The following is a 20676-nucleotide window of genomic DNA, read 5'->3' as shown; positions in this document are numbered from 1 at the left end:
ACGTCGCCACTGAGATCGCCTGTCGCCTATGTTGTGGCACAGAAACGGCAGGCATCTCATGGGACCAGACACACCTCTCGTTCAGCCTCAATCTTCCTGCCGCTTCCAGAACTGACGCGGTGCATACCCGCTTCGTCGAAGCCAGTGTTCTGTATAGACAATCCGATCAGCTTCGACAACGGTCAGCGGGCCGGACGGCGGTTCGTCGAGCGGGCGCGAACGCTCCACATGATCCGACTGCCACCTGAACGCAGGCCAGTAGTGCGAGAACTCCGGATCATCCATCCCGAGAACGCGGGCTCGTCCGAAGACCTGGGCGCCTCGGCTGCTGGCCTGTCCCACCAGCGGGGCGAATATGCCGATCGAGACCCTGGGGTCCGCGGCTACGTTCCGCATCTTGGGAGACGTGGGCACCGCCGTGAACATGAGCGCGAAGCCCAGGTGGAAGTAACGCACGGGGGTCGCCAGCGGCCCGTCAGCCCCGGATGTCGCCAGGACACACATGTTCTGCGATGAGAGCAGGTTCAGGATGCGCTCTTCCAGCAGTTCTCTGTCCAGGCGCTTGGTTGGTGACGGACCAGCCAGCCATTCATTGGTAACGGGCATGGCAGAGGGTCTCATAGGACATACAAGGGTCCGGCACGGTACCCCTGATTGCAAAAGGCCCCTCGCGATCATCACGAGGGGCCTTCTAGCTGGGAGCCGCCTTCGGGATTCGAACCCGAGACCCCTTCATTACGAGTGAAGTGCTCTGGCCGACTGAGCTAAGGCGGCGTGCCGTACAGCGTGAATGAGTCTACAGGAGCCCAAGGGGTTCTTGCTCCCTTCGATCAGCCGATGCCCGGACAGAATGTCCCGTCCTGGGGTGGCGTGCCCGTCAGCAGGTAGTGGTCCACGGCGTCGTCCACGCAGGTCGAGCCGTTGAAGTACGCCGTGTGCCCGTCGCCGTCGTAGCCGAGGAACACGCCCGAGTCGAGTTCGTCCGCCAGGGCCTGCGCCCACTCGTACGGGGTGGCCGGGTCGCGTTCGGTGCCGATGACCAGGATCGGGGCGGCGCCTTTGGCGGTGAGTGGGCGGTTTATCAGTGTCGGTTTGGCGGGCCAGAAGGCGCACGGGAGCGAGCTCCACATGAGGTAGGCGCCGAACCTGGGCGCCTCGCGTTCGGCCTGCGCCGCCGCGGTCGCGTAGGCGGCGGCGTTCTTGGGATAGGGGCTGTCTACGCAGTTGATGGCCATGTTGGCCTCGGTCTGGTTGGAGTAGACGCCGTTGTTGTGTCTGTCGATGAGTTGGTCGGCGTTGCGGAGGAGCAGTTTGCCGTCGCCTTTCAGGGCTTGACGGAACGTTTCGGTGAGCTCGGGCCAGGAGCCGCGGTCGTAGAGCGGGGTCAACGCGCCGAGCGTGGCCAGCGCCTCGGTGGCCTGCCGTCCCTCGCCGGGCAGCGGGCTGGCGTCCGTGCGGTGCAGCAGGTCGGTGATCTCGGCCAAGACGCCGTCGACGGTACGGCTGCGGAACGGGCAGTTGCCTTCGGTCAGGCAGGACTCTATGTACGCATGGAGGGCGCGCTCGAAACCCATGGCCTGGTCGGCGTTGAGCTTCAGGCGGGAGACGGCCGGGTCTAGAGCGCCGTCGAGGACGAGGGCTCGGACCTTGCCGGGGAACATATCCGCATATACCGCGCCCAGGAAGGTGCCATAGGACTTGCCGAGGTAGGTCAGTTTCTGGTCGCCGAGTGCCTGGCGCAGCGCGTCCATGTCCCGGGCGGCGTCAACGGTGCCCACATGCGGCAGCAAGCGGCCGGCCCCGGCCTGGCAGCCCTTCGCGAACTCGCGTGAGCCCTGCTCGAGCGCGGCCCGCTCCTGCGGTGTGTCGGGGGTGGCGTCCAGGGCGATGAACGCATCGAGCCGCGCGTCGCTCAGACACTCGATCGGCGCCGACTCACCCACACCGCGTGGATCGAACCCCACGACGTCGAACCGTTCGCGTACCTTCTCGCTCATGATCGATCGGGCGGCCCGCGCATAGCGGACGCCGGAACTTCCAGGACCGCCCGGGTTGACGACCAAGGAGCCGATCCGGTCGCCGGTGGCCGGCAGCCGGACCACACCGATCTTGATGTGCTCCCCGTCCGGGGCGCCGTAGTCGAGCGGCACCGAGAGCTTCGCGCACTCGAACCCGTCCCCGCAGTCGGACCAGCGCAGCCCGCTCGCCGGCTCCTCTGTCGAGGCACAGCCGGAGGCGAACAACACAGTCGCGGCGACAGCGATCAGTGCTCGGAACCACACGCTCCGCAATCCTACGCGCTTCCCACCTCCCAACTGCCCGGCCCCCCAACTACCCGGTCCTCAACAAACCGACGGGCGCTCCGCGCGGCATCTGGGCCAGGCAAGCCTTGCCACCCCCATGCCATCCCCGGCCTTCGCCAACTCGCGAGCACAACCGCGAGCGTGAAAGTTCACGAGCACCGCCCGTGAACTTTCACCCGTTGCCCCTGGTAGAGATACCCGTTGTCCGTCGTGGAGCTACTCGCCGGGAGCCGGCGGGCCGCCGTCCTCTCCGTACATCTTGTCGTGCTGCTGCCGTGGCGAGCAGACCGAGGCGGACGGACACGCACAGCGCCTTCCACCGTCGTCCAGCCGGACCGTCACCGTGTCCGCCGGAACGTTATGCCCGAGGACACTTCCCTCTCCCTGCGGCGTGCTCACCCGGCTTCCGGTGCGCGGCATTCTGCTACGGGTCTCGACATAGAGCGGATGCTCGTACTTGAGACAGCACATCAGCCGCCCACACGCCCCGGCGATACGCAGAGGATTGACCGGTAGGTCCTGGTCCTTGGCCATGCGTACGGAGACCGGCTCGAAGTCCTTGAGGAACGTGGCGCAGCACAGGTCGCGGCCACATGGGCCGATGCCGCCCTGCAAACGTGCCTCGTCACGCGGGCCGATCTGGCGCAGCTCCACCCGGGCCCGCAGGTTGCGGGCCAGGTCCCGGACGAGCGCGCGGAAGTCGACCCGATGCGGAGCGGAGAAGTAAACCGTGTAGACATTGTCCTGATCGAGGTAGTCGACGCCCACCACCTTCATCGGCAGCTCGTGCCGTTTGATCAACCGCTTGGACACGCTGCGGGCCTCGGCCCTGCGGCGCTTGTTGGTCTCGTCGCGGGAGAGGTGCTCCTCTCCCGCTATGCCCGCACACACCGGCATTCCGTCGATGTCTTCACTCGAATATTGCGGCGCCCACACGCACTCCGCCACCTCAGGACCCGAGTCGGTCGGGACCAGCACCTTGTCGCCCACCTTGGGGGTGTGGCCACCGGGATCGAGGTAGTAGAGCCGCCCGTAGCGGGTGAAGCTCACGGCCATGATCATTCCCATGGGCTAGAGCTCGCCTCCTGACGGCCTAGGGGGTTGGTACGGCCTTCGGATGCCACATTACGTGTGCGGGCACGCGCAGCGTGAGAGCCCTACTCCGTCGGAGGGCCGCAGACTTTGCCCTTAAGAAGGGAGATGCCATAGTGCGTCCGAAGCGTGACCCGCTCAGTCATGCACTTGCTGTTGATGACGATCGCGACACCGGGGAGGCCCTGCAGCTTGGTGATCACCTTGTCCCAGTCAGCATCCGGCCTCAACTGAAGGCGGAACGACTCCGGCATGTCCGATTGCTTGGTGGCCTGAACGAGTGCCTTGTTGCCCTTGTAGCTGCGCTGGAAATTCTCGTATGCCTCCTGCCGGCTCTCGAAATGTGTCGACTGAACGCCGGGTATCGCGCCGATCTCCGTGCCCAGAGCTCTCCGCTGGGCAGGTGTGACGGCCTTACCGTATTTGACGAACTTGGGAGCGGAACGCGTCGAGTCGGGCGCGGCAACGGCTCCGCACGACGCTATGCTCGATTGCTCTCCGCAGAGAAAGGCAGAGACATCTGCTGTCTTCTCCGGTCCTGAGCCGATCAGGTCGGCGGCTTCCCCCGGAAACGTGATGTCGCTCACGCCTTCCATGGACTTCATCTTGCCCAGCGACACCTTCGAATCGGCTCCCGGCCGCAGTTTGACCTGAAACGAGGGAAGCAGGTCGGTCGCGTCGATCGCGTCAAGCAGCGCCTTTTCGTCGGCGTAGTCTCGGCGGAAGCGCGCATAGGCCTGATCCTTACTCACGTATTGCACCTGTATCACCCCTGGCGCCTCCCTCAGAGCATCCATGACCGCCTTTGTCTGCTCAGCGGTCACGCTGCCTCCAGGACAGGTTTGGCTCGGCGACAGCTTCCCGCACAGGAAGATGGATACATCCGTGGATTTCTGATCGGCAGGTGCGTTGGCTACCCCCGCTCGCTGTTCGCCGCCGGGAGAGAACTGTTCGCCACCGGGCGAGATGAGCACGGCGGCGGTCACGGCCCCCGCGAGCACGACCGCCCCCGCCGCAGCCAGCAGCCGGAAGTCGACCCGCACCCGAGGCCGCCCCGTCGACTGCAGGGGGCTCAGCGTGCTGGTGTCAACGGTCGCCCCCGCCTCGGCCAGCGCCTCGCGCAGGCGGTCTTCCACAGGGCTGTTCATGAATCCTCCCCAAGTGCTCGGCCGAGGGCGGCGAGCCCTCGCGCGATCGTGGACCTGGCGGTGCTCCCGCTGATCCCCATGGTCTCGGCGATCTCCTGATCGGACAGGTCGAGGTAGTAGCGCAGCGTCAGCGCCTCGCGCTGCCGGTCCGGCAGTCCTCGCAGGGCACGCAGCACCTCGCGACGCTCCTCGCTCAGCAGGGCCGCGCTCTCCGCCGACCAGACAGGCGGTTCGTACGGCACGGCGCGGCGGAAAACCGTCGCCCGCCTCCGCATCACCGACCGGCAGCCGTTGAACACCGCCGATCGCACATAGGTCAGCGCCTTGTCCGGATCTCGCAACCTCCCTCGGCCCGCGTGGGTACGGGTGAACGCCTCCTGGACGACGTCTTCGGCGGTCGCCTGATCACCGACCATGACCAGCGCCAGCCGGACGAGACCCACATGATGCTCGGCGAAGATCGCCGCGACATCGACGCGTTTCCGTATCAGAGCCCCTCCAGGGGACAGCTGCTCGACTTTCACATAACAGAGACGCCCCACAGCCCCATCTGCTGCTCTGGTCACACGCCTTTTACCGAGTGGTTTTACGGCCAGCCCGGTGGGCCCCACCCTCCGTACGGAGCTGGCCCCCGTCCAGGGGCACGCTCCTGCGGTTTACCGGGCTGGGCGCCGTGACGTGCGTCTTCTTGGCCGTCTGCTTCGATATCCGGCCACCCCGAGCCGACAGACCGCCACCCGGCGCCCCAAGCCAACCGACCGCCATACGACGGACCAAACCGACCGAGCCAACAACCCGCCTACGCGGCGGACCGGAGGGACAGCATCATCGCCTCGACCGCGATCTGCGGGTTGACGTTGGCGTCCAGGCGTTCGCGGCACCGCATGATCGCGTCGATCCGCCGCAGCGTCTCCTCCGGCGTCGACACCTTGGCCAGTTGGTCGAGGTCGAAGCGGATGTCGTCGTTGGCCAGCTCAACCCCGGCCGAGAACTGCATGGCCAGCACGTCCCGATAGAACGACACCAGCTCCAGCAGAGCGGCGTCGAGCGAGTCCCGCTTGATGCGTGTGGCGCGTGACTTCTGCCGGTCCTCCAGCTCCTTCAACGCCCCAGCGCCACCCCGCACCAACCCGCGGTTGAGGCCCTTGCCCGTGGATCCCTCGCCGTAGATCTTGCGCAGCTCGGTGGTCTCCGTCTCGTTGAGCGCGGCCGTCGCCGCCGCGGCCTCTTCCTCGGCCGTTTTGACCAGGCGTTCGGCGGCCGAGATGCACTCGCCGACCCCGGACAGCGAGCGGGGGATGGCCAGGACGGCCTCGCGGCGCCGGCGTACGCCTTCGTCCAGGGCCAGCGCCCGAGCCCGGCTGATGTGCCCCTGAGAGGCGCGGGCGGCGAAGTGAGCGGTGTCCCAGGGCACGCTGTCGCGGGTGGCCAGCACGTGGGCGACGGCCTCCGTGCGGGGGGTGGCCAGGGTGACCACGCGGCAGCGCGACCGGATGGTGATCATCATGTCGTCGGCGGCCGGCGAGCACAGCAGCCAGACCGTACGGGGTGGCGGCTCCTCGATGGCCTTGAGCAGGGCATTCGCCGCCGACTCCGTGGCCCGGTCGGCGTCTTCGAACAGGATGACGCGCCAGCGGCCCTGCGTCGGCGCGCCGGCCGCCCGCAGGATGAGCTCGCGCGTCTGCTTGACGCTGTAGGACAGGCCCTGGGGACGTACCGTTTCGAGATCGGGGTGTGAGCCGATCAGCACCTGGTGGCACTGGTCGCAGTGACCGCAGCCGCCGTCGGGGCAGAGCAGCGCCGCCGCGAACGCCCGCGCCGTCTCCTCCCTGCCCGAGCCGGGCGGGCCGGTGAACAGCCAGGCATGCGTCATGCCCGCGCCGCGGCCACCCCCCACGGCGTCGCCCGCCGCCGCTGCGGCGCGCGACAGCACGGCCACCGCCTGGTCCTGACCGACGAGGTCATCGAAGACGCTCACCCGACAAGGCTAGTCGCGGATGGCGGGCATCGTACCGGTGATGTCCTCGGACTCCTGGGGCACCGGATCGGGCAGGATCTCGTGCACCCGATCCTGGATCAGCCGGGTGATCTGCTCGGGCGGCAGCGTCCCGTCGACCACCAGATAGCGGCCGGGATCGGCGGCGGCCAGCGTCCGGAACTCCTTGCGCACCCGCTCGTGGAACTCCAGCGGCTCGGACTCGATCCGGTCCGCCGCGCCGCCCAGCCTGGTCAGCCCCACCTCGGGCGGCGTGTCGATCAGCACGGTGAGATGCGGCACCAGCCCGCCCGTGGCCCAGGCGTTGACCTTGGACACGTCGTCGGGATCGAGCGCCCGCCCCGCTCCCTGGTAGGCCAGCGACGAGTCGACGTAGCGGTCGGAGATCACCAGCGAGCCGCGGTAGAGGGCCGGCCTGATGACCTTCTCGACGTGCTCGGCCCGGTCGGCGGCGTACAGCAGCGCCTCGGCGCGCGCCGACAGCCCGCGTTCGGCCGCGTCGAGGAGGATCGCGCGCAGCCGCATGCCGACCTTGGTCGAACCGGGCTCACGGGTCTGTACGACATCGAACCCCTGGTCGCGCAGCCAGATGGCGAGCAGCCGCGACTGGGTCGTCTTACCCGACCCCTCGCCGCCCTCGAACGCCACGAACAGCCCCGGCACCTGCTCCGCCGCCTCGGACTGCGGCCGTTCGCCACGCACCGCCGCGATCAGGTCCTCGGAGAGCGAGACGCCCTTCCTGTCGTCCATGTGCCGCAGCGCCAGCACGCCGACGACCGTGGCGAGGACACCGCCGATCACCAGCACCAGGTTGGAGCCGTCGAACTGGTAGACCAGATCGCCCAGCCGCAGCGGGTGCGCGCCGAAGAGCGCGGCCAGCGGGTTGGCCACCGCCACCACGAACAGCAGCGTGACCCGCGCGGTCGACTGCAGGAACGAGAACGTCCGGCCGCGCATCGAGTCCTCGACCTCGAGGCCGATGAGCGTGTAGCCGATGATCCACGCGATGCCCGCGCACGCTCCGAGCAGCACGGTCAGCATGACCACGATCACCAGGTTGTGCACAAGGGCGATCGCGATCAGCACCACGCCCGCCACGGTGATCGCCAGGCCGAACAGCCGCCGCCGCGACAGCTCGCGCAGCAGCCGCAGGCCGAAGAACATGCCCAGCGCCATGCCGACGAAGACCGCGGCGAACACCACGCCGTAGGCCGCGTCGCCACCGCCGAGCGCGCCCACGTAGATCTTCGCCACGCCCACGACCGCGCCGCCCGCCGCGAACGCCCCCAGCATGCCGATGATCAGGCCGCGCACCAGCCGGTTGCCGCCGACGAACCGCCAGCCCTCGACGATCTGCTTGAGCACCGACGGGGTGGAGATGGCGCCGTCACGCTTGGGGATGCCCCGCAGCGTGAAGATCAGGAACGCGGACACCAGGTACGCGCAGGCGTTGACGACCAGCGCCGGCCCGGTCGAGTCCATGCCGGACAGGAACGGAACGGCGTTCTTCAGCACGTCGCCCACCACGGACAGCGCCGTGAACAGGATCGCGGCGATCGGCGCGCTGCCGTAGGTGACCAGCAGGTTGAGCTGGTTGGCCGATTCGAGCTGCTCCTTCGGCACCAGGTTGGGGACCGTGGCGTCCTTGGCCGGGACCCAGAACAGGTTGACGCACTCGACCAGGATCGTCGCGACGATGATCCACTGATAGCTGCCGATCAACGGGATCGACAGCACCACGGCGAACCGGGCCAGGTCGGAGGAGAACATCGTCACCCGGCGGTCGAACCGGTCGGCGAACGCTCCCGCGAGCGGCCCGAGCAGGACGGCGGGCAGCATCTTGGCGATGAAGACACCGCCGACGGCCAGTGACTGCGTGCGGTAGTCGCCCTGGGTCAGGTTTCCGGCGAGGGCGGTGAGTGCCAGGATGTTCAGCCAGTCGCCGAGGCTGCACACCGACATCGCCGTCCAGAGCCGGCGGAAAGATGCGTTTGCCAGCACATGTGTCGGTTGGCGTCGGCCACGGGCGGTCATGATGTCAGCGTATCCAGGTGTTCGCCGGAAAAGGGAAGATGGGCGACCAGCCGGATATACCCGGCTGCTCGTCGCTGAGGGTATTACGTATGCGGGCCGACGCGCATGATACACACCTCGAATAGGCCCCCGAAAACACCAGACAGATCCCTCTCGTCTCGTTAGTTCGGTTTGTACGGCCGAGCGAGCTCCACCAAAGGCTGCCAGCCGGCGCGGACCGGCTCAGGCAGCACCAGCTCATCCCACAACTCCACCAGCAGCAGCCCGTCCACATGTTCGAGCAACTCCTCCTGGCTCCCTTCCCGCAACAGCACCGCGTACGCGTCCCGGCGATCCCCGCGATCGGCCAGGTCAAAGACCCTGCCCCCGAGCCGTACGGTGGCCAAGGCCCGCAACGTCGGTAGCCTGCTCAACCGGTTGGGCACGAAGAACGGACGCCCGTCGGCGGCCCGGTGGGTGGTGAACTCGACCTTCACCTCCAGCGTCAGCCGGAACCCGGCGGCGTCGAGGATGCGCCCGGCCGTTTCGAGCGTGGGCGACTTGCGGCCGTGCTCGTAGGCCGACAGTGTCGTCCGCGACGTGCCGCTCATGCCGGCCAGCGCCTTCTGGTTCATGTTGGCGGCGTGTCTGGCCTGTTTGAGCAGCAGACCGCCACGCTCCGCCCAGAACGTGACATCGGGCGGCGAGCCCCCGGGCGCCTCGCCCCGCTCGGGCAGCAGACCGCCGAACACCCCCTCCACCGGGGAAGAGATCATCGCACCTCCAACGTATCCGCTTGGATACTACGCCTTGGCGGCCTGAGTAGCCAGCGGATCGCGGAAAGTCAGGAGCGCAGCTCAAGCAGCGTGATCTCGGGCGGCGCGCCCACCCGGACCGGCGGCCCCCAGAACCCGGCGCCGCGCGTGACGTACACCTGCACCCCGTCAACCGTGGCCAGCCCCGACACGACCGGCTGCTGGAACGGCACCACGAGGTTGAACGGCATCATCTGCCCGCCATGCGTGTGCCCGGACAGCTGCAGATCGACGCCGTAACGCGCGGCCTGCTCGACCTGCACCGGCTGGTGGGCCAGCAGAACCGTGGAGCGGCTCGGGTCACGACCACCGAGCGCCTTGTCGAAGTCGGGCGCGTCGTTCGCGGTGGCACCGTTGAGGTCGTTCACCCCGGCCAGGTCGAGCACGCCGCCCTGGTGCCGGATCTCCACCCGTTCGTTCCGCAGCGAGCGCACGCCGAGCCGGTCCAGCTCCTCGACCCACTCACCGGGGCCGTTTCTCGTGTAGTACTCGTGATTTCCTGTCACGAAATAAGCGCCATAGCGGGATTCGAGGCTCCGCAGCGGCCTGGCCAGCGCGCCCAGCTCGGCGACCGAGCCGTCGACCAGGTCGCCGACGATCGCCACCACATCCGCCCGCAGCCCGTTGACCATCCGTACGATGCGCTCGGTATGCCCTTTACCCGTGAGCGGCCCCAGGTGGATGTCGCTGACCACGGCGAACCGCAGGCCGCTCAGTCTGGAGTCGAGCCCGGGCAGCGTGACCTTGACCGGCTCGATCACCGGATCACCCAGCGCGACGCTCATGCCGTACCCGACCGTGCCGAGCGCGCTCACGCCCGCGACGGCGGCGGTGGCCCGCCCGAGGAAGAGCCGCCTGCTCATCGCGTCGATGCCTGCCGGTGGCGCCTCAAGGGGCGGCGCCACATCCACCGAAACCGGCCCAGCAGGCACCAGCACGGCCTCTGCCGGCGACGAAACGGCCGCACGCCCACGGACCAGCGCGAACCACGCCACCAGCCGGGGGATCTCCAGCAGGACCAGGAAGACCACCAGGTAGAACATGACCGCGATCCACAGATACCCCGGCCACGCCAGCCACTGGAACACCCCCAGCCGCGACCCCGCGAACGTCGCGACGACCAGCAGGATGAGCCCTACCAACCCCCAGCTCAGGCCCTTGCGTAACCGCCCAGGCCGGGTGGTCGACCGCACCATCCGCTGCCACAGATAGAGATGTGCCGCGAACACCAAGCCCACGAAGACCAAGACCACCACGCCGGCAATGCTACTTACGACTTGGCCGCCGGCTTCTTCGCGGGTGCCTTCTTGGCCGGCGCCTTCCTGGTCGTCGTCTTCTTCGGCGCCGGAGCCCGCTCACGCCTTTCGGCCAGCAGCTCCGCCGCCCGCTCGATCGTGATCTCCTCGACCGTGTCGCCCTTGCGCAGCGACGCGTTCGTCTCGCCATCGGTCACGTACGGGCCGAATCGCCCCTCCTTGACCACGACGGGCTTCTTGGAGTTGGGGTCATCACCCAGCTCACGCAGCGGCGCCGCGGCCGCCGCCCGGCCCCTGCCGCGCGGCTTGGGCTGCGCGAACAGCTCCTTGGCCTGCTCGATGGTGACCGTGAGCAGGTCCTCCTCCGAGGTCAGCGACCGCGAGTCGGTGCCCTTCTTCAGGTAGGGGCCGAACTTCCCGTTGTACGCGACGACCTCCTCGCCCTCCAACTCGCCGACGGCTCGGGGGATCGACAGCAGCTTGAGCGCGTCGTCGAGCGTCACGGTGTCGAGCGACATCGTCTTGAACAGCGAGCTCGTCCGCGGCTTCGCCGCGTCGGCCTTCTTGGTGCGCCGCTTCGGGGTCTCCTCTTCCGGCGTGGGCAGGATCTCCGTGACGTACGGCCCGAATCGCCCGTCCTTGGCCACGATCTTGTGCCCGCTCACCGGATCGACGCCCAGCTCGCGGTCGCCGGTCGGCCGCGAGAAGAACTCCTCCGCCTTCTCCGCGGTCAGCTCGTCGGGCGTCATGTCCTCGGGAATGTTCACCCGAGAGCCGTCCCTGTCCAGGTATGGGCCGTATCGCCCGACCCGGATGACGATGTCAGTGTCCCTGATCGGGAAGGAGCTGATCTCCTTGGCGTCGATGTCGCCGAGGTCGGTGACCATCTCCTTCAGACCCTCGTCGCCTTCCTCGCCGTAGTAGAAGCGCTGCAGCTCCGGCACCCGCTCCGCCCGGTCGTTGGCGATGTCGTCGAGCACCTTCTCCATCTCGGCGGTGAAGTCGTAGTCGACCAGGTTGCCGAAATGCTGCTCAAGCAGGTTGACCACGGCGAACGCCAGGAACGAGGGCACCAGCGCGGTGCCCTTCTTGAACACGTAGCCACGGTCGAGGATCGTGCCGATGATCGACGCGTACGTCGAAGGACGCCCGATCTCCCGATCCTCCAGCTCCTTGACCAGCGACGCCTCGGTGTAACGGGCGGGCGGCTTGGTCGAGTGGCCGGCCACGTCGAGCCGCGACACGCTCAGCGCGTCGCCCTCGACCAGGTTGGGCAGCCGCTTCTCGGAGTCGTCGCGGTCGGTCGACGGATCGTCGGCCCCCTCCACGTACGCCTTGAGGAAGCCGTAGAACGTGATCGTCCGGCCCGAGGCGCTGAACTCGACGTCCTCACCGGAGGCGGACGCGCCACGCACCTTGACGGTGACCGACTCGCCGACCGCGTCCTTCATCTGGGACGAGACGGTCCGCTGCCAGATCAGCTCGTACAGGCGGAACATGTCACCGGACAACCCGGTCTCGCCAGGAGTGCGGAACTCCTCCCCAGAAGGCCGGATCGCCTCGTGCGCCTCCTGGGCGCTCTTGACCTTGCTGGTGTAGACGCGGGGCTTGTCGGGAACATACGCGGAGCCGTACAGCTTGATCGCCTGGGAGCGCGCGGCCGCCACCGCCGTCTCCGACAGCGTGATGCTGTCGGTACGCATGTAGGTGATGAAGCCGTTCTCGTAGAGCCGCTGCGCCACCTGCATCGTGTACTTCGCGGAGAAGCCCAGTTTCCGGCTGGCCTCCTGCTGCAACGTGGTCGTCCGGAAGGGAGCGTACGGCTTGCGGGTGTACGGCTTGCGCTCCACGGACTTGACGGCGAACGACGATCCCTGGAGCCTGCCCGCCAGCTCACCGGCGGCGGCCTCCGACAGGTGGAGCACGTCGTTGTTCTTGAGCACGCCGGTGCTCGCGAAGTCGCGGCCCTGGGCGACCCGCTTGCCGTCGACCAAGGTCAGCGTCGCGGTGAAGTCACGCGGACGCTCATCGGGCTTGTTGGTGTCGAACAGCGCCTGCAGGTCCCAGTAATGGGCGGAGGTGAACGCCAGGCGCTCCCGCTCGCGCTCCACCACCAGCCTGGTCGCCACCGACTGCACCCGGCCCGCCGACAGCCGCGGCTTGACCTTCTTCCACAGGACCGGGCTGACCTCGTAGCCGTAGAGCCGGTCGAGGATGCGCCTGGTCTCCTGGGCGTCGACGAGACGCAGGTTCAGGTCACGCGGGTTGGCCACCGCGTCCCGGATGGCCTGCGGGGTGATCTCGTGGAAGACCATGCGGTGCACCGGCACCTTGGGCTTGAGCACCTCACGCAGGTGCCACGCGATGGCCTCGCCCTCACGGTCCTCGTCAGTCGCCAGGTAAAGTTCGTCGGCATCCTTCAGCAGCTGCTTCAGCTTGCTGACCTGCGATCTCTTGTCAGGGTTGACGACGTACAGCGGCTCGAACTCGTTCTCGACGTTCACCCCGAGGCGTGCCCACGGCTCCCCCTTGAACTTCTCGGGAATGTCATCGGCCCGCTCCGGCAGGTCACGGATGTGGCCAATGCTGGACTCGACCATGTAGCCGGCACCGAGGTATCCCATGATCGTCTTCGCCTTGGCGGGCGACTCGACGATCACCAGGCGGCGGGTTCCGCCGGTGCTGCCGTTGTTGGCTGGCACGCTGCTTCCTACCTCACTGTTCGCTTGCAATTCCCCCTGCCGGGAGCCGGCACTGATCTGAAAGGTAACCCGACTCGCGGAAATTTCCTTCCCCCGGGACTACCCACTAGCTTCCGGACCCACCCACAAGCACGCAGAATAAGCCCCATCGAGCGGCATTGCGCCCTGACTCACCCTGGAGACTAATCGTTGTGCTCGACTACTCCTACATGGATATCTTCATTCCGCGCGATCTCTCCCGCGAAGCAGCACGTCAACTGCTCACCGAGCACGCGGAGTACGGTCAGTGGGAGCTCTCCCGCGTACGCCTGCACCCTGACGGAAGTCGTCACGTACGGTTGCGCCGCAAGGTCATGCGCGTCCGCAGCACCCTGTGATCGGGCATGGCTTTGCCCGCCCCGGGCCGCGCCCCCGGAACGGGCAAAGCGTCTTTCGCTACTCGCTCACCGGCTGTGAGCGGTAGACGTTCTTGTCATTACTTCCGGCCGAGCCGGAAGCGGCGGGTGGCCGCGAACAGCGTCGCCGAGGCGGCGAACATCGCGCCCAGAACCAGCGCGAACAGCGAGCCGGTGGTCATCCCGGTGACCCCCGCGGACTGAGACGCGCTCATCAGGCCCAGGGCGCCGGTCGGCAGGTTGCCGGTCGCTGACTTCACCACACCGCCGACGGGGGTGGAGGCGATCAGCGAGGTGGCCGGAGCGAGGGGCGACTGCGGGTCCGCGGCGCGAGCGGCGTTGGCGACCGGAGCCTTGCCGTTCTTGACGTGCTTGGCCGGAGTGACGTGCCTCACCGGGGTCGAGGGCTGGCCGGCGAGGCCGGGCAGCTCGGGCAGGTCGGGCAGGTTGGGCAGGTTGAACATCTCCTGCAGTTCCCCGACCAGCGGCATGCCCTCGACGAGGGGCACGTCGGGCGAGCCGCCACCGCGCATCGGAGTGACTTTGCCGACACTCTGCAGGCCGCCCAGGACCGGCACCGGGGGAAGCGCGGGCAGCACCCCGTCGGACTTGGAACTGGCGACCTTGCTGCGGTAGCTGTAGTGGCTGTTAGGGGCGTAGTCCTCGTCCACCGGCTTGCCGACGCGCGAGCCGCCGAGGCACCCGGCCGCGGCGTCGCCCAGCACGGCCACGGCGTTGCCGCAGACGTTGATCGGCGCGGTGATCGGCGCGATGACCTGGTTTCCGCCGAGCACGGAGTGACTGCCCGAGGTGCGGTTGCCGCCGGCCCCGGTGCCGCCCTGCGGTGAGACGCTGGCACCGCCCTTGCAGTGGGCCTGGGCCAGCCCGATCACGGCCACGGCGTTGCCGCAGACGTTGACCGGCGCGGTGATCGGCGCCACCACCTGGTTGCCGCCGAGCACGGAGCCACGGCCCGAAGTGGTGTTGCCGCCCGCACCCGAGCCGCCGCCGTTCTTGACCGACGCGCCGCCCTTGCAGCCTGAGAACGCCCTGCCGATCACGGCGACCGAGTTGCCGCAGACGTTGATCGGCGCGGTGATCGGTGCGATGACCTGGTTGCCGCCGAGCACGGAGCCGCTGCCCGAGGTGCGGTTGCCGCCCGCACCCGAGCCACCGCCGTTCTTGACCGACGCGCCGCCCTTGCACCCGGCGTGCCCGTTGCCGACGGCGTTGCCGCAGGCCGTGATGGGCAGGCTGACCGGCGTGATGACCTGGTTGCCGCTGCCGACCGCGAAGCGCCCGTCAGTGTCGTTGCCCGTCGAGCCGTGCGGGCTGCGGTAAGGAGTGTGCCCGCCGTTGGTCACGGACGAGCCGCCCTTGCAGCCCGAGAACGCCCTGCCGAGCACGGCGGCCGAGTTGCCGCAGATGTTGATCGGTGCGCTGATCGGTGCGATGACCTGGTTGCCGCCGAGCACGGAGTGACGGCCCGAGGTGCGGTTGCCGCCGACGCCGACGCCCTTGTTCTTGACCGAGGCGCCGCCCTTGCAGCCCGCCGTCGAGCTGCCGAAGATCGCCAGCGCGTTGCCGCAGACGTTCACCGGAGTGGAGATCGGCGCGTTGACCTGGTTGCCGCCGAGGACACTGGAGTCGCCCGAGGTACGGTTGCCGCCGCCGACACCCTTGTTCTTGACCGAGGCGCCGCCCTTGCAGCCCGCGTCGGAGCTGCCGATCAGGGAGAGGGCGTTGCCACAGGCGTTGATCGGGGCGCTGATCGGCGCGTTGACCTGGTTGCCGCCGAGCACGGAGTGACGGCCCGAGGTGGTGTTGCCGCCGGTGCCGGCACCCTTGTTCTCGACCGAAGCGCCGCCCTCGGAGTCGGCGTGGGACTTGCCAACCACGCCGACGGCGTTGCCGCTGATGTCGATCGGCAGCGAGACAGGCGCGTTGATCTGGTTGCCGCCGCCGATGGAGGAGTCGCCGGAGGTGTCGGCCAGCGCGGTGCCGCTGCCGAGGGACATGACCGCGACAGCTAGCAGAGCCGCGGGGGCCGAAGCCTTCGCCCACGTACGCATGATGAATGCTCCTACTTGGTTCATGGGGAGATACCTGACAGTTCGCGGGCAGCCGAGGGCATGCGAGGTCGCAGAACGCCGCGCACAGCGGAGACCTCGGGGAAATCGCGAACCAAGATGACTGACATGTCACCCGCTGGCGGAGGGGATCGAGCCGCGCTCCGCCGCCGTACTTACCGGAATCTGTGGCGGGGGTCAGTCAGGTGAGAAAGAGGGGTCATCCGCCGCTGTGCGGACGACCGGAGGAAGCACGGACGCCAGGGGGGCGCGCCGAGCCTCGATACGCGGGTCGTAGCAGGACCTCGCGATGTCTCCCATGCCTGGCCCGAAGGGGCCACTGCCACCGCCGTTGGGCACCAGACCATTGGTGTCCAGGATGTCGCTGGCAGTGGAAGAAGGTGGCAGGCCGGGATCGGACTGGCTGTTGAGCCCGTCGACCGTCCGCCCCGCCATCGCCTCGGCGTTGTCCGACGCCGAGACCTTTCCGTCAGCCGTGGGGAAACCGTCCATGATGGACCCGGTGACGGTGTGAGGTGTGCCGACTGTTGTAGCCGTATCTGCCGCCGTCCCTGCTGCCGCGGTGGAATCCGCGGCCGCCGGAGCGGCGGAGAGCATTCCGAAGAGAACGGCGAGCAGCCATCCCGCGGCCAGCAGGGCGCCGACCGCGACTGCTCGTGCGATGACCTCGCGGGCGCCGGCCGCGAACCGCGCCATCCGGGCGGCCCGATCGGCGATCGCATCCTCTACGGGGATGCTCACGGGCACGCGCCGAGCAGCGAGAGGCATCAGCCTCCACTGCCGCACCGGCATGCGTGCCACGTGACCCTCCCTCAAAGCGCTCCAGAACCGACCTCACAGTGTGAGGCCGGTCCATGGACTCACCCCTCAACGATCCGTAACCGTAGCATCACTCAAAGTCGTCGCAAGGGCTTTTCAGCAGTAATCCAGGAAGCGGTCAAGCACCCGCACCCCAAACCGGAGCGAATCAACCGGCACCCGCTCGTCGACCCCATGAAACATCCCGGAGAAGTCCAGGTCAGCAGGCAACTTGAGCGGCGCGAATCCGTATCCCTGGATTCCCAGCCGGCTGAACGACTTGAGGTCCGTCCCTCCGGACATCGTGTACGGCACGGCGCGTCCGTCCGGATCCTCGGCCAGCAGCGCCTCGACCATGGCGGTCACCAGCGGCCCCTCGAAGCCGAACTCCAGCGCCACCTGGTGCTGCACGAACTCCCTCGTGACGTTGGGCCCGAGCAACTCGTCGATCGTGGCGAAGAACTCCTCCTCGAACCCCGGCAGGAACCGCCCGTCGATCACCGCCGAAGCCGTCTGCGGCACCACGTTCGACTTGTAACCGGCCTCCAGCATGGTCGGATTGACCGTGTTGCGCAGCCCCGCGCCCAGCATCCTGGCCACCGGCCCCAGCTTGGCGATCGCGACCTCGGGATCGCCGGCGCCCAGTTCTTCCAGGAACCTGCTCATGGTCGGTGTCAGCCGTACCGGCCACTCATGCCTGCCCACGCGCGCCACGGCGTCGGCGAGCTCGGTCACGGCGTTGTCCAGGTTGAGCATCGACCCGTGCCCGGCCCGGCCCTTCGCGGCCACCCGCATCCACGCCATGCCCTTCTCCGCGGCCTCGATCAGGTAGAGCCGACGATCCGTTCCGATCGACACGCTGAACCCACCGACCTCCCCGATCGCCTCCGTGACCCCCTCGAACAGCTCCGGATGCTCATCGACCAGGAACCTCGCCCCGTACTCCCCACCTGCCTCCTCATCGGCGGTGAACATGAGCACCACGTCCCGCCCAGGCCGGCGCCCCTCCCTGAGCCGCTGCCGCACGACCGCCAGGATCATCGCGTCCATGTCCTTCATGTCCACGGCCCCGCGCCCCCAGACGCACCCGTCGTCCACTTCCGCCGAGAGCGGATGATGCCGCCAATCCCCCGCGTCGAACGGCACCACGTCGAGATGCCCGTGCAGCAGCAGCGCGTCACGCCCTGGATCGGTGCCCTCGACGCGCGCGACGACGTTCGCCCGGCGCTCATCACTCTCCAGGATCGTCGCCTCAAGCCCCACCTCGGCGAGCTTCGCCGCGACGTATTCGGCCGCCGCCCTCTCCCCGGGCCCCGCGTTGTCACCGGCGTTGGTCGAATCGATCCGGATCAGATCACAGCACAGCTCGACGACCTCGTCCTCGGCCATGGCGGCTCCTTCGCTCGGGTACGAATTCCCGTCTCATCCTCCCTCCGGAATCCTGGTATGACGCACCCCTCAGAGTTTGCTAACCTTACGGAGCCGACGCGGGATGACGGTCTCGCGTGCAGGCACCAAGTCCGGGTGGCGGAATAGGCAGACGCGCTAGCTTGAGGTGCTAGTGCCCTTTGCGGGGCATGGGGGTTCAAGTCCCCCCTCGGACACTTCATATTGAAGCGGGAGAAGTGATGACTTCTCCCGTTTCGCATGTCGGCGCCTGTAGCGACCTGTAGAGCCAGGCGGCAGCTCACCCTCTCGAGATCCGCAGTGTCCAACGCGTCACGTTGGCCCTGCTCGACATCCGCCGGCTGCCCGTGCGGTCCTGTACGCCTGCCTCATCGACCTTGTTCGCCAGGTGCACGCCACCATGCACGCCTGTCACATCCCCGAGCTCACCTCGGCAGCTTCGGGGTGATCGAGCCTGAGCGTGTTCAGTCCGACGCCGATCGTCGCTGCTGACAGCACTGAGCGTCTGAGGCAAGACGCGCTTAGTGATGGAAGGCGGAACCGCTCGGTGCTGGTCGGCGGGGCCGGCGCGATCACCGTTCTTCGATCGTCGTGACGGGCACTCGATCGCTCAGCCGGAATCTGCGGTGCGAGATGGAGCGTGGGACCGCCGGCGTCTGACGGTCCCACGCTCATGCCGTTCGAGTGCGCCCAGCCGGTGCCCTACGGTGCGATCGACCAGAGCTGGCAGGTGTTGTTGAGCCACATCCACAGCCGGGCCGGCGTGCCGTTCGCCGTGCCGCAGTTCTGGTCGTCGAGCACCATGCCGCTGTTCTCGACCACCAGCTCATATCGGCCGTTGCCCGCGGGGATGACCGCCCACTGCTGGCACGTGTTGCCGAGCGGCTCCCACAGGTTGACGGCCGTGCCGAGGGCCAGCCCGCAGTTGACGGCGTCGAGCACCTTGCCGGCGTTGACGTTGGTGATCGTCCACTTGTTCGCGCCGACGCTGTTGAAGCGCCACTGCTGGCAGGTGTTGCCGAGCGCCTGCCACTGGTCGATCTGCGTGCCGTTGGCCGTGCCGCAGTTGACGGCGTCGAGCACCTTGCCGCTGGTGAGGTTCGTGAGCCGGTAGGTGGCTCCGTTCACGGGGAAGGTGACGCTCTTGCCGTAGCCGACGGAGACGACGTTGGCCTGCACGGCGTTCTCCGTGGCGTCGCTCGGATAGCCGCTGGTCATCACGCCTTCGAAGAACGATCCGACTGAGCCGTTGCTGTTGTCGCCGCCGATGCCGAGGATGATCGCGCCTTGCTTGGTCATCGGGCGGTAGCCGGCCTGGCTCGGCAGCGCTCCGTTGTACCGGGTCGCCAGGCTGCCCGACTGCGCGTTGCCGTCCTTGATGGCGTATGTCGAGGTGCCGTTGTTCTTCAGCATCGCCGTCACGAATGCGGAGCTACGGCCGGTGTTCGCGGTCCAGGAACCGTCGCCGCCGGCGAACAACCCGTTCTCGAGGTCCGCCGCGACGCGCGGTCCGCCCGCGCACGGTGCGAACCAGCACAGCGTGCCGAAGTAGATCGCGTCCATGTCGCCGTTGCCGGTGTCCATGTTGTTGGTCTCGGCGTTGCCGTAGTCGAAGCAGCACCGGTTGTTGACGTGGGTGCCCTCGGTCACCATGTACATGCCCTCGGGCTGGCTGCCGGTGGCGACGCCGTTCGTCGCGTTGTTGCGGTAGCCGTTGCCCGCGGAGATGTAGACGCCGTAGACCTTGTGGCCACCTGCCGTCACGGGCAGAGCCGCCGCGTTCGCGCCTTGGTCGGCTGTGGGATTGGCGCCGCCGCCGGGAGCGATCGTGAGGTCGTTGTGCCGCGACGTCTGGTCGTAGATGCGAACGATCGTGCAGTACGTGCCCGAGCAGAAGGAGTCCTGGGCCGCGGCGTTCGCGTAACCGCCGGCGCTGAGCACGCCGATGTTGGTCGTCGCACCGTCGGACCAGCGCCGCACCTGGTAGAGCGCCCCGTTGTAGGAGCCGAACAGCGCACGGGTGGTGCTGTGAGCGGCGACGCACGGCGTACCGCCGCTCGCGTAGATGTCGCAGGACAACATGCCGGCCGCCTGTGCCGTGCCTGGCACGGCGACCAGCGCGGTGACGACGAGCGCCGCGAAGGAGGCGACCGAGAGGGCCGTTCGCCGCCAGTGGCGCAGAGACCAGAAACCCATAGTGTGCCTTTCGTGTGCGGCGGGACAGCGCGGTTACCATTGGGGATAGAGCAAATCTGTTAGCGCTAACATTTTCGTGAAACAAAGTTGAATTGTTAGCGCTAACATAAATATCCACACGCGTTTCTGTTATCAACGGGCAATTGGCCGGTTCCTTGGTATGGCACCGTCGGCATGGCTCTGCGCACAGTGACGTAAACCGCAGGTCAAGCGCCGACGAGCGTCCCGCCATAACATGCAGATTGCTGTGTTCGACCAAAGTGTCATCAACGACACGGCGACTGTCAATACCCGGCGAAGATCGGCTTCAATTCCGCCACAACGTGCGATAGGAGAACTCAGTCGGTCGCCCGTGACCAGCAAAAGGCGTTACGCGAAGACTGAACTGGTGGTGCTCAGCCCTCGGACACACATCCGGTCCGACACGGCGTCGACATCGCCAAGGTGGTTCAGTGAAGGGTCGAT

15 protein-coding genes and 2 tRNA genes are annotated in these 20676 nt (G+C 67.7%); 2 read left to right on the top strand and 15 right to left on the bottom strand.

The window, feature by feature from the left end:
* Nucleotides 1–87: 87 nt before the first annotated feature.
* The 11 genes from ACGFNP_RS49630 to topA form a co-directional block, all read right to left on the bottom strand.
* A complete protein-coding gene (locus tag ACGFNP_RS49630; RefSeq protein ID WP_393330237.1) occupies nt 88–606 on the bottom strand; it encodes a pyridoxamine 5'-phosphate oxidase family protein in 519 nt (172 codons plus the stop codon).
* A gap of 94 nt (nt 607–700) precedes the next feature.
* Nucleotides 701–774, bottom strand: a tRNA-Thr gene (locus ACGFNP_RS49625).
* 56 nt (nt 775–830) lie between these two features.
* Entirely contained in the window at nt 831–2282 is a 1452-nt protein-coding gene (locus ACGFNP_RS49620; protein ID WP_393330235.1) for an alpha/beta hydrolase, read from the bottom strand.
* A 237-nt stretch (nt 2283–2519) separates the two neighbouring features.
* Nucleotides 2520–3371: a stage 0 sporulation family protein gene (locus ACGFNP_RS49615; protein ID WP_393330233.1), complete on the bottom strand. Its 852-nt coding sequence runs from the start codon at nt 3369–3371 to the stop codon at nt 2520–2522.
* A gap of 89 nt (nt 3372–3460) precedes the next feature.
* Nucleotides 3461–4543 (bottom strand): permease-like cell division protein FtsX, encoded by a 1083-nt coding sequence (locus ACGFNP_RS49610; RefSeq protein WP_393330231.1) that lies wholly within the window; start codon nt 4541–4543, stop codon nt 3461–3463.
* Entirely contained in the window at nt 4540–5067 is a 528-nt protein-coding gene (locus ACGFNP_RS49605) for a SigE family RNA polymerase sigma factor (RefSeq protein ID WP_308127204.1), read from the bottom strand. The genes ACGFNP_RS49610 and ACGFNP_RS49605 overlap by 4 nt, the downstream gene beginning before the upstream one ends.
* Nucleotides 5068–5342: 275 nt before the next feature.
* Complete coding sequence (locus tag ACGFNP_RS49600) at nt 5343–6521, bottom strand: DNA polymerase III subunit delta' (protein ID WP_358320675.1); 1179 nt, start codon at nt 6519–6521, stop codon at nt 5343–5345.
* Nucleotides 6522–6530: 9 nt separating this feature from the next.
* The gene (gene tmk, locus ACGFNP_RS49595; RefSeq protein WP_358320678.1) at nt 6531–8573 is read right to left on the bottom strand and encodes a dTMP kinase; all 2043 of its coding nucleotides are present in this window, start codon (nt 8571–8573) and stop codon (nt 6531–6533) included.
* A gap of 161 nt (nt 8574–8734) precedes the next feature.
* On the bottom strand, nt 8735–9328 hold the full coding sequence (locus tag ACGFNP_RS49590) for a helix-turn-helix domain-containing protein (RefSeq protein WP_358320681.1): 594 nt from the start codon (nt 9326–9328) through the stop codon (nt 8735–8737).
* 68 nt (nt 9329–9396) lie between these two features.
* Nucleotides 9397–10623, bottom strand: coding sequence for a metallophosphoesterase (locus ACGFNP_RS49585; RefSeq protein WP_393330228.1), 1227 nt, complete (start codon nt 10621–10623; stop codon nt 9397–9399).
* 14 nt (nt 10624–10637) lie between these two features.
* The gene (gene topA / locus ACGFNP_RS49580) at nt 10638–13325 is read right to left on the bottom strand and encodes a type I DNA topoisomerase (RefSeq protein ID WP_393330225.1); all 2688 of its coding nucleotides are present in this window, start codon (nt 13323–13325) and stop codon (nt 10638–10640) included.
* A 209-nt stretch (nt 13326–13534) separates the two neighbouring features.
* Between topA and ACGFNP_RS49575 the strand changes: the two genes are divergently transcribed.
* Nucleotides 13535–13702, top strand: a complete 168-nt coding sequence (locus tag ACGFNP_RS49575; protein ID WP_205302617.1) for a DUF5703 family protein — start codon at nt 13535–13537, stop codon at nt 13700–13702.
* A 98-nt stretch (nt 13703–13800) separates the two neighbouring features.
* Here ACGFNP_RS49575 and ACGFNP_RS49570 read toward each other — a convergent pair whose 3' ends face one another.
* The 3 genes from ACGFNP_RS49570 to ACGFNP_RS49560 all read right to left on the bottom strand — a co-directional run bounded on the left by ACGFNP_RS49570 (nt 13801) and on the right by ACGFNP_RS49560 (nt 17997).
* Entirely contained in the window at nt 13801–15792 is a 1992-nt protein-coding gene (locus ACGFNP_RS49570; RefSeq protein WP_393330223.1) for a chaplin family protein, read from the bottom strand.
* A gap of 195 nt (nt 15793–15987) precedes the next feature.
* Nucleotides 15988–16551 (bottom strand): hypothetical protein, encoded by a 564-nt coding sequence (locus tag ACGFNP_RS49565; RefSeq protein ID WP_393330220.1) that lies wholly within the window; start codon nt 16549–16551, stop codon nt 15988–15990.
* Nucleotides 16552–16725: 174 nt separating this feature from the next.
* On the bottom strand, nt 16726–17997 hold the full coding sequence (locus tag ACGFNP_RS49560) for a M20/M25/M40 family metallo-hydrolase (protein ID WP_393330218.1): 1272 nt from the start codon (nt 17995–17997) through the stop codon (nt 16726–16728).
* Between the two features lie 129 nt (nt 17998–18126).
* Here ACGFNP_RS49560 and ACGFNP_RS49555 point away from each other — a divergent pair.
* Nucleotides 18127–18212, top strand: a tRNA-Leu gene (locus ACGFNP_RS49555).
* 505 nt (nt 18213–18717) lie between these two features.
* Here the strand turns inward: ACGFNP_RS49555 and ACGFNP_RS49550 are convergent.
* On the bottom strand, nt 18718–20211 hold the full coding sequence (locus ACGFNP_RS49550) for an arabinofuranosidase catalytic domain-containing protein (RefSeq protein ID WP_393330216.1): 1494 nt from the start codon (nt 20209–20211) through the stop codon (nt 18718–18720).
* Nucleotides 20212–20676: the final 465 nt, after the last annotated feature.

Source organism: Nonomuraea sp. NPDC049269 (assembly GCF_043197155.1).
GTDB lineage: Bacteria > Actinomycetota > Actinomycetes > Streptosporangiales > Streptosporangiaceae > Nonomuraea.
Note: the sequence above shows the minus strand (reverse complement) of the source record. Positions and strands in the feature narration are given on the sequence as shown.

Excerpts from the sequence above, each read along its gene's own strand:
- ACGFNP_RS49570 (WP_393330223.1), bottom strand. The coding sequence starts at position 15,792 with ATGCGTACGTGGGCGAAGGCTTCGGCCCCCGCGGCTCTGCTAGCTGTC.
- ACGFNP_RS49610 (WP_393330231.1), bottom strand. The coding sequence starts at position 4,543 with ATGAACAGCCCTGTGGAAGACCGCCTGCGCGAGGCGCTGGCCGAGGCG.
- ACGFNP_RS49630 (WP_393330237.1), bottom strand. The coding sequence starts at position 606 with ATGCCCGTTACCAATGAATGGCTGGCTGGTCCGTCACCAACCAAGCGC.
- ACGFNP_RS49575 (WP_205302617.1), top strand. The coding sequence starts at position 13,535 with ATGGATATCTTCATTCCGCGCGATCTCTCCCGCGAAGCAGCACGTCAA.
- ACGFNP_RS49560 (WP_393330218.1), bottom strand. The coding sequence starts at position 17,997 with ATGGCCGAGGACGAGGTCGTCGAGCTGTGCTGTGATCTGATCCGGATC.
- ACGFNP_RS49550 (WP_393330216.1), bottom strand. The coding sequence starts at position 20,211 with ATGGGTTTCTGGTCTCTGCGCCACTGGCGGCGAACGGCCCTCTCGGTC.
- ACGFNP_RS49615 (WP_393330233.1), bottom strand. The coding sequence starts at position 3,371 with ATGGGAATGATCATGGCCGTGAGCTTCACCCGCTACGGGCGGCTCTAC.
- ACGFNP_RS49590 (WP_358320681.1), bottom strand. The coding sequence starts at position 9,328 with ATGATCTCTTCCCCGGTGGAGGGGGTGTTCGGCGGTCTGCTGCCCGAG.
- tmk (WP_358320678.1), bottom strand. The coding sequence starts at position 8,573 with ATGACCGCCCGTGGCCGACGCCAACCGACACATGTGCTGGCAAACGCA.